The 8919-nt window shown below is 74.3% G+C and carries 7 protein-coding genes; 2 read left to right on the forward strand and 5 right to left on the reverse strand.

The annotated features are described in order from the left end of the window. Window positions 1-1596 (reverse strand): hypothetical protein (locus VGB14_03425; protein ID HEX9991957.1); only part of this gene is annotated, 1596 nt, incomplete at its 3' end. A 69-nt stretch (window positions 1597-1665) separates the two neighbouring features. Between VGB14_03425 and VGB14_03430 the strand changes: the two genes are divergently transcribed. After that, on the forward strand, window positions 1666-2517 hold the full coding sequence (locus tag VGB14_03430; GenBank protein ID HEX9991958.1) for a rhomboid family intramembrane serine protease: 852 nt from the start codon (window positions 1666-1668) through the stop codon (window positions 2515-2517). On the opposite strand, the gene VGB14_03435 is transcribed toward VGB14_03430, so the two are convergent. Continuing rightward, window positions 2511-3305, reverse strand: a complete 795-nt coding sequence (locus VGB14_03435; protein HEX9991959.1) for an HAD-IIA family hydrolase — start codon at window positions 3303-3305, stop codon at window positions 2511-2513. The two genes, VGB14_03430 and VGB14_03435, sit on opposite strands and share 7 nt — an antisense overlap. A gap of 43 nt (window positions 3306-3348) precedes the next feature. Between VGB14_03435 and VGB14_03440 the strand changes: the two genes are divergently transcribed. Beyond that, on the forward strand, window positions 3349-4554 hold the full coding sequence (locus VGB14_03440) for a DUF1015 domain-containing protein (GenBank protein ID HEX9991960.1): 1206 nt from the start codon (window positions 3349-3351) through the stop codon (window positions 4552-4554). Between the two features lie 49 nt (window positions 4555-4603). Here VGB14_03440 and VGB14_03445 read toward each other — a convergent pair whose 3' ends face one another. The 3 genes from VGB14_03445 to VGB14_03455 all read right to left on the reverse strand — a co-directional run bounded on the left by VGB14_03445 (window position 4604) and on the right by VGB14_03455 (window position 8729). Continuing rightward, entirely contained in the window at window positions 4604-5626 is a 1023-nt protein-coding gene (locus tag VGB14_03445; protein ID HEX9991961.1) for a 2-oxoacid:ferredoxin oxidoreductase subunit beta, read from the reverse strand. Next, window positions 5623-7515: a 2-oxoacid:acceptor oxidoreductase subunit alpha gene (locus VGB14_03450; GenBank protein ID HEX9991962.1), complete on the reverse strand. Its 1893-nt coding sequence runs from the start codon at window positions 7513-7515 to the stop codon at window positions 5623-5625. The genes VGB14_03445 and VGB14_03450 overlap by 4 nt, the downstream gene beginning before the upstream one ends. Before the next feature lie 164 nt (window positions 7516-7679). Next, window positions 7680-8729: a class I fructose-bisphosphate aldolase gene (locus tag VGB14_03455; protein HEX9991963.1), complete on the reverse strand. Its 1050-nt coding sequence runs from the start codon at window positions 8727-8729 to the stop codon at window positions 7680-7682. Between the last annotated feature and the right edge of the window lie 190 nt (window positions 8730-8919).

Consider the following 8919-nt stretch of genomic DNA (forward strand, 5'->3'; position numbering starts at 1 on the left):
GTCGCCGGTCCGGTCGCCGGCCCCCGCCGCTGCCACGTCGCCGCCGTCCGCCGACCGGGTGTCGCCGCCCCCGGCCGACCCGCCGGCGCTGCCGGCGTCGCCGTGGTCACCGCCGCCGCCCGTGCCCGACCCGGCCTCGCCGCCGGCCGGTGCGCCCGTGGCCTCGCCGGACGCCGCTTCGCCGACGTCGACCGGCCGGCCGGGCTCCTGCGCGGTGCCGCTCCCGGTCGGGACGGCCTCGGCCGGCGCCGGACCACCGGCGTCGGCCAGCGCGGCCTCGACCGCCGCCGCCACCTCGGCCACGTCGCCGGACTGGGTCGCTTGCGTGGCCGGGGCCGGGACCTGGCTCGTCACCTCGTCGGCGGGCGCCGTGCGGGCCTCGTCACCGGTGCTGCGGGCCACCGTCCGACGCCGGCCACCGGCCGCCTTCTTCGCCGGCACGGCGCCTCCGCCCGTCGCCCTGTCCGCCGACTTCTTCGCCGGCGCCGCCCGCTTGGCCGCCCCGTCTCCCGACTTCGTCGCCCTACCCCGCTTCCCCGGCGCCGCCGCGCCCCCGCCCGCCGCCGCGCTCCCGCCCGTCGCCCTGTCGGCCGCCTTCTTCGCCGGCGCCGCCCGCTTGCCCGCCCCGTCCCCCGACTTCGTCGCCCGACCCCGCTTCACCGGCGCCGCCGCGCGCCCGCCCGTGGTCGCCGTCGCCGGGCCCCCGCCCGTCGCCTTCTCCGCCGACTTCTTCGCCGGCGCCGCCCGCTTGCCCGCCCCGTCCCCCGACTTCGTCGCCCGACCCCGCTTGGCCGGCGCCGCCGCGCCCCCGCCGGTCACCTTCTTCGCGCCTCGCGCGCTCTGCTGGCGCGCGGCCGTACCGGGCGGCGCCGCCGACTTCTTCGCCCTCGACCGGGCCGCGGGCGCCGGCGTGGCGGGGACCGAGGGTGCGGCCTGTGGAGCCTTGGCCGCCTTGCCGGCCTTCGTCGACCGGCCGGCCTTCGTCGTCTTCCCGGCCCGGGTCGCCCGGCCGTTCTTCGCCGTCGTGCCCGACGCCTTGGCCGGCACCGACTTCCCGGCCCTGGTGGCCTTCGTGGCCTTCGTCGCCTTCTCCGCCGACGCCTTGGCGGCCTTGGTCGCCTTCGCCGCGCCACCGGACTTCGCCGCGCTCCCCGCCCCGCCGGACCTCGCCGCCTTGCCCGCGCCGCCGGCCTTCGACGCGTTCGCCGTCCCCCCGGCCTTCGTCGCCTTGGCCGCGCCGCCCGACCTGGTCGACCGGCCGGCGTTGCCCGACGCCGCGGCCGACCGGGAACGGCTGGTGACCCCGCCGGACGCCACCGCCTCGATGCGCCGCTCCAGCCGGGCGAGGTCCTCCCTCGTGGCGACGCCGAGGTTGCCGACCTGCGCCCTGATCTCCTTGCGCACCTGCTCGAACAGCCGCTCGCTGTTCTCGCGGCTCCGGTCGATCAGCTCCTGCACGGCCTGCTGGGCCTGGTCCCGCTGGAGCTCGCCGGCTCGCACGAGGTCCCGGACGATCGCCTCCGCCCGCCGTCGGTTCAGCGCGGTGAAGTTCACACCGGCGTCGAGCAGGCGGCGAAGAAGGTCGTTGTCGGCCATCGCGCCACCCTAGTGGCGGGCGCGCGAGCGGGGAAGGTTCCCCGATCGGGCGCCGCCTAGGGTGCCGGCGTGATCCCGCTGAAGGATCGGAACCCGACGTCGCGGCCCGCGGTGGTGACCGTCGTGCTCATCATCGCCTGCGTCGGCGTCTACTTCGTCCTGCAGCAGGGGCACAGCGGTTTCGACGAGATCGAGGTGGGCGGCCAGCCGGTCCGCATCGACGCCGAGTCCCGCTTCAACCTCGAGTCGGCCGCCATCCCGTGCGAGATCACCCAGGGCGACCCGCTCACCCTGGACGAGGCCGAGGCGACGGTCAACTTCGGCGACGACACGGCCTGCGGCGCGGGCGACCCCGGCAGCGCCGAGCTGTTCCCCGGCAAGCACGTGTGGCTCGCCATGGTGGTGTCGATGTTCCTCCACGCCGACCTGCTGCACCTCGGCGGCAACATGCTGTTCCTCTGGGTCTTCGGCAACAACATCGAGGACCGCCTCGGCCACGCCCGCTACGTCGGCTTCTACCTCCTGGGCGGCATCGTGGCGACGCTCGGGCACGTGCTCGTCCAGCCGTCGAGCACGGTGCCGGTGGTCGGCGCGTCGGGCGCCATCGCCGCGGTGATGGGCGCCTACCTCGTGTGGTTCCCGGCGGCGCCGGTGCGGACGCTCATCATCTTCTTCTTCGTGCTGATCCGGGACGTGCCCGCCGGCGTGCTGCTGGCCGCCTGGTTCGTGCTCCAGTTCTTCACGGGGTCGTCGAGCGGGGTCGCCTGGGTCGCGCACGTCGCCGGCTTCGTCTTCGGCGTGCTCGTCGCGCTGCTCGTGCGGGGCAACGACCGGGCCAGGCAGGTGATGTGGCGCGACCGGTACGGCGGCGGGCCGAGCCCGTGGGACGCGCCGCCGGACCCGGGCTGGGGCCGCTACTGAGCGCTGCCCACGCGACCGCGACCGCCACCGCCGCCGAGGACGGTGTCGACGGCGGCGGCGAAGTCGGGCGCGACGAGGTCGGGCTCCGGGTCGTACGGGACGTCGTCGGCCGACGTCACCCCGGTGAGCACGAGCGCGAAGCGGGCGCCCATGGCGGCGGCGAAGCGGCCGTCGGTGTCGAGGCGGTCACCGGCCAGCCAGTGGGGCCCGGGGCCGATGCGGCGGCGGACGGCGACCGCCATCGGGTCGTGGGGCTTGCCGGCGACGACGGGGTCGGCGCCGGAGGCGGTGGCGACGGCGGCGACGATCGACCCGGCGCCCGGGAGCGGGCCGTTCGGCGTGGGCAGCGTGGGGTCGGCGTTCGTGGCGACCAGGCGCGCGCCGTTGCGGACGGCCGTCGCCGCGGCGGCCAGCCGGTCGTAGGTGAGCTCGCGGGTGAGCCCGACGACGACCGCGTCCACCGGGCCATCCGGCTCGCCGACGACGGTCGCCACCCCCCGCTCGCGGAGGGCGAGGAGCACGCCGGCGCCGCCGAGCACCAGCGCCCGCTCGCCCGGCTCCAGGAGGGCGGCGGCGGCGTCGGCGGAGGTGACGACGTCGTCGCCGGTCGCCGGCACGCCGATGGCGACGAGGGCGGCGGCGACGTCGGCGGCTGGCCGGGACGAGTTGTTGGTCACGAACAGGACGCGCTCCCCTGCCGCCCGCAGGGCGGCGACGGCGTCCGGCGCGCCCGGGATGGCCTGCTCGAGGAGCCACACCACGCCGTCGAGGTCGAGCACCCAGGCCACCGGCGCATCCTGGCACCGGGGCGGCGGGTGCTAGACACGGACCGTGCCGGGGTTCGCGCCGTTCAGCGGGGTTCGGTACGACCCGGCCCTCGTGCGGCTGGCCGACGTGACCGCCCCGCCCTACGACGTCGTCGACGCCGAGGAGCGGAGCCGGCTCTCGGGCCGCAGCCCGTACAACGTCGTGCGCATCGACCTGCCGCTGGCCGAGCCCGGCGTCGACCGCTACGCCAAGGCGTGCCGCCTCTTCCACGGCTGGCTGCGCGACGGCGTCCTGCGCACCGAGCGGGCGCCCGCCTTCTACGGCTACCGCATGACCTACGAGGACGAGCTGGGCCGGCCCCGCCACACGACCGGGGTCATCGGCGCGCTCGACCTCGTTGCGCCCGGCGAGGGCGGCATCCTCCCTCACGAGCAGACCCACCAGCGGGCCCGCAGCGACCGGCTGACGATGCTGCGGACGTGCCGGGCGAACCTGTCACCGGTGTGGCTGCTGTCCCTCGCCGCCGGGCTGACGGCGCGGTGCGCGCCCGAGACCGAGCCGGTCGACCGCTGGGTCGACGAGGAGGGCGTGGGCCACGAGCTGTGGGTCGTCGACGACCCGGCGGCCGAGGCGACCATCGCCGAGCTGGTCGGGTCGGCGCCGCTCGTCATCGCCGACGGCCATCACCGCTACGAGACGAGCCTCGCCTACCGGGACGAGCGCCACGCCGAGGGGGCGGGGCCGGGGCCGTGGGACCGGCTGATGGCGTTCGTGGTCGAGCTGGCCGAGGACGAGCTCGACGTCCACCCGATCCACCGCCTGCTGTCCGGGTTGCCCGACGACCTCGACCTCGTCGCCGCCCTGGCCGCGTCGTTCGACGCCGCGCGGCTGGCCGGTGGCGAGGGCGACGACCCGGTCGGGCTGGCCGCCCGCCTCCCCGACCTCGGCGGGCTCGGCCTGCTCACCGCCGAGGGTGCCTGGCTGCTGCGGCCCCGCCACGGCGCCGACGTCGACAGCGGGGTGCTGGCCGGCGCGCTGGCCGCCCTGCCGGACCACGTCGTCCGCTACCACCACTCGCCGACCGCCGCCGCCAAGGTCGTGCGCAGCGGCGACGCCCAGGCCGCCGTGCTGCTGCGGCCGGTGCCCGTGCCGAGGATCGCCGACGCCGCCCGGGCCGGCGAGCGCTTCCCGCCGAAGACGACGTTCTTCGCGCCGAAGCCCCGCACCGGGCTCGTGTTCATGAACCTCGACGCCGACGCCGACGCCTGACGGCGGGAGCCGCCGGGCGCCGGCCGTCGGTCGCAGACAGCCGGTCGGCTCAGGAGGCGGTGACGTCCCAGGTCGCGCCGGAGCGCAGCAGCCGGGCCAGGTCGCCCGGCCCGCGCTGTTCCTGGGCGGCGGCGAGCTGACGGGACACGGCGTCGCCGTAGTCGGCGCGCTCGACGGCCCGGAACACGCCGATCGGGGTCGGCTCGAACGGCCCGTGCGACAGGCGGGACAGGAGGAAGGCCAGCCCCGGGTCCTCGCGCGCCTCGTCGTGGACGAGGACGGCGTCCTCGCCGACCTCCGCCACCTGCGCGATGCGGGCCCGCCCCTGGCCGTCGAGGACGATGCACTTCTCGCGCTCGGCGCCGAAGCGGATGGGCTGCCCGTGCTCGAGCGGGATAAGGTTGTCGGCCCGGTGCTCCTTGCCGGTGATCTGGGTGAAGGCGCCGTCGTTGAAGACGTTGCAGTTCTGGTAGATCTCCACGAACGCCGCGCCCCGGTGGGCATGCGCCCGGCGGAACGTGTCGAGCATGTGCTGGCGGTCCATGTCGTGGGTGCGGGCGACGAACGTCGCCTCCGCGCCGAGCGCCACGCTGACCGGGTTGAACGGCGTGTCGAGCGAGCCGAACGGCGTCGACTTCGTCACCTTGCCGACCTCGCTCGTCGGCGAGTACTGGCCCTTGGTCAGCCCGTAGATCTGGTTGTTGAACATCAGGATCGTGAGGTTCACGTTGCGCCGCAGCGCGTGGATGAGGTGGTTGCCGCCGATCGAGAGTGCGTCGCCGTCGCCGGTCACGATCCACACGTCGAGGTCGGGCCGGGCCATGGCCAGGCCGGTGGCGATGGCCGGCGCCCGGCCGTGGATCCCGTGCAGGCCGTAGGTGTTCATGTAGTACGGGAACCGGGCGGCACAGCCGATGCCCGAGACGAAGACGGTGTTCTCCCGGCGGACGCCGAGCTCGGGCATGAGCAGCTGCACGGCGGCGAGGATGGAGTAGTCCCCACACCCCGGGCACCAGCGGACCTCCTGGTCGCTCGACCAGTCCTTGCGGGTCGTGGTGGGCACGTCGGTCATCGGTCGCTGCTCCCGTTGCTGGCGTCGAGGGTGTCGAGGATCGTCCGTTCCAGCTCGCCGGCGGTGAACGGTAGGCCGCGCACCTTGGTGACGGCGCGGGCGTCGACGAGGTACTCGGCCCGCACGAGACGGGACAGCTGCCCCATGTTCATCTCGGGCACGAGCACGGTGCGGTACCGGCGCAGGACGTCGCCCAGGTTCTGCGGGAACGGGTTGAGGTGGACGAGGTGGGCCCGGGCGACCCGGCGGCCGCGCGCCCTGACCCGGTCGACGGCGCCGCCGATGGCGCCCCAGGTCGAGCCCCAGCCGAGCACGAGGAGGTCGGCGTCCTCGTCGCCCTCGACGACGACCGGGGGGATGTCGCGGGCGATGCCGGCGATCTTCGCGGCCCGGAGGTGGACCATCCGCTCGTGGTTGGCCGGGTCGTAGGAGATGTTGCCGCGACCGTCCTCCTTCTCCAGCCCGCCGATGCGGTGCTGGAGCCCCGGCGTGCCGGGCACCGCCCACGGCCGGGCGAGGGTGACGGGGTCGCGGAGGTACGGCCAGAACTCCGCCGTCCCGTCGTCGTCCACGTGGTTCGGCTCGGTGGCGAACTCGACGTTGATCTCCGGCAAGGACGAGAGGTCCGGCAGCCGCCACGGCTCGGCGCCATTCGCCAGGTAGCCGTCGGACAGCACGATCACGGGCGTGCGGTAGGTGAGGGCGATCCGGGCCGCCTCGATCACGACCTCGAAGCAGTGCGACGGGCTCTGCGCGGCGACGATCGGCAGCGGGGCCTCGGCGTGCCGGCCGTACATGGCCATGAGCAGGTCGGCCGCCTCGGTCTTGGTCGGCAGGCCGGTGGACGGCCCGCCCCGCTGGATGTCGATGACGAGCAGCGGGAGCTCGAGGCCGACGGCGAGGCCCATCGTCTCGGCCTTGAGCGCCATGCCCGGGCCGCTCGTCGTCGTCGCCCCGAGATGGCCCCCGAAGGCGGCGCCGAGGGCGGCGCCGATGGCGGCGATCTCGTCCTCGGCCTGGAGGGTCCTGACCCCGAAGTTCTTGTGCTTGGACAGCTCGTGGAGGATGTCCGACGCCGGGGTGATCGGGTACGAGGCGAGGAACACCGGCAGCTTGGCCAGGTGCCCGGCGGCCACGATCCCCCACGCGAGCGCGGTGTTGCCGGTGATGTTCGTGTAGGTCCCCGGCAGCAGCTTGGCCGGCTTCACGAAGTAGCGGTGCTCGAACAGCTCGGCCGTCTCGCCGAAGGCGTGGCCGGCCTTGAACGCGGCGGTGTTGGCGTCGGCCACCTGGGGCTTGGCCGCGAAGCGCTTCGCGATCCACTCGAGGGTCGGCTCGACCGGCCGGGTGTACATCCACGTCACGAGGCCGAGGGCGAAGAAGTTCTTCGACCGCTCCGCGTCCCTCGGCTTCACGCCGAGCGGGGCGACCGCCTCCTTCGTCATCGACGTCATCGGCACCTCGTAGACCGTGTAGCCCTTGAGGGTCCCGTCGGCGAGCGGGCTCTCGGTGTAGCCGGCCTTGGTCAGGTTGCGCTCGTCGAAGGCGTCGACGTTCACGATGATCGTCCCACCCGCCTCGACCAGGGGCACCTGGGCCCGCAGCGCCGCCGGGTTCATGGCGACGAGGACCTGCGCAGCGTCGCCCGGCGTCGTGATGTCGTGGTCCGAGATGTGCACCTGGAACGCCGACACGCCCGCGAGGGTCCCGGCCGGGGCCCGGATCTCGGCCGGGAAGTCGGGCAGGGTGGCGAGGTCGTTGCCGAGGACGGCGCTCGCGCTGGTGAAGCGGTCGCCGGTCAGCTGCATGCCATCACCGGAGTCCCCGGCGAAGCGGATGATGACGCGATCCAGCTGCTGGACGTCGGTTCGTTCGACGGTGTCGGACACAGGGTCCCCCTCTGCCGCCGGTCCTCGTGGCGCCCCACCCGGACGAGGCACGTCGGCGGTCGACGTACGGAATCTCCTGTCGAGGTTACCGCCCGACACGGTGGAGCCAGGGACGGCCACGGCCGGTCGCCGGAGGAATCCGGCGACCGCCGCAGCGCAGGTCGCTACGCCACGGTCACCGATTCGTCGAGGTAGACGTCCTGGATGGCGTTGAGGAGCTCGATGCCCTGGTCGGTCGGGCGCTGGAACGCCTTGCGGCCGCTGATCAGGCCGGTGCCGCCGGCCCGCTTGTTGACCACGGCCGTCCGCACGGCCTCGACCAGGTCGGTCTCGCCGGACGAGGCGCCGCCCGAGTTGATCAGGCCGACCCGGCCCATGTAGCAGTTCGCCACCTGCCAGCGGCAGAGATCGATCGGGTGGTCGGTCGTCAGCTCGTCGTACACGAGCTTCGAGGTCTTGCCGAACTTCATCGCGTTGAAGCCGCCGTTGTTCTCGGGGAGCTTCTGCTTGATGATGTCGGCCTCGAGCGTGACGCCGAGGTGGTTGGCCTGACCGGTCAGGTCGGCGGCGACGTGGTAGTCGACCCCGTCCTTGTTGAACGCGCTGTTGCGCAGATAGCACCAGAGGACGGTGAACATCCCGAGCGAGTGGGCCTCGGAGAAGGCCTCGCTCACCTCCTGGAGCTGGCGGGTCGACTCGTCGGAGCCGAAGTAGATGGTCGCCCCGACCCCGGCCGCGCCCAGCTCGTAGGCCTGCGGCACGGAGCCGAACATCACCTGGTCGTAGCGGTTCGGGTAGCTCAGCAGCTCGTTGTGGTTCAGCTTGACGATGAACGGGATGCGGTGCGCGTAGCGCCGGGACACGGCGCCGAGCACCCCGAACGTCGTCGCCACGGCGTTGCACCCACCCTCGACGGCGAGCTCGACGATGTTCTTCGGGTCGAAGTACTTCGGGTTCGGGGCGAAGCTCGCCGCCGCCGAGTGCTCGATCCCCTGGTCCACCGGGAGGATGGACACGTAGCCGGTGCCGCCGAGGCGGCCGTGCCGGTAGAGCGCCTGGAGGTTGCGGAGCACCTGCGGTGAGCGGTCGGTCTCGACCATGACCCGGTCGACGAAGTCCGGGCCCGGGAGCGTCAGGTCCTCCTTCGGGATGCCCTTGCACGTGTAGGTGAGCAGGCTCTCGGCGTCGTCGCCCAGCACGGTCTGGATGTCCACGTCTGATGCGCTCCTCGGTCGGTGGTCCGGCGGCCGGCCAGGCACGATCGCCGGCACGCGCTGGCACCCAGCGTAATGCCGGGGACCGGCCGCCTCCCCAGTCCGGCGGGCGGGCGCGCCTGGTCGCGAGGGCCAGGAGCGCGATCGCGAGCGCCGTGCCGACGGCCGCGGCAGGGCGGCGGCCGGCGAG

It is taken from the genome of Acidimicrobiales bacterium (assembly GCA_036399815.1).
In the GTDB taxonomy this organism is placed as follows: domain Bacteria; phylum Actinomycetota; class Acidimicrobiia; order Acidimicrobiales; family DASWMK01; genus DASWMK01.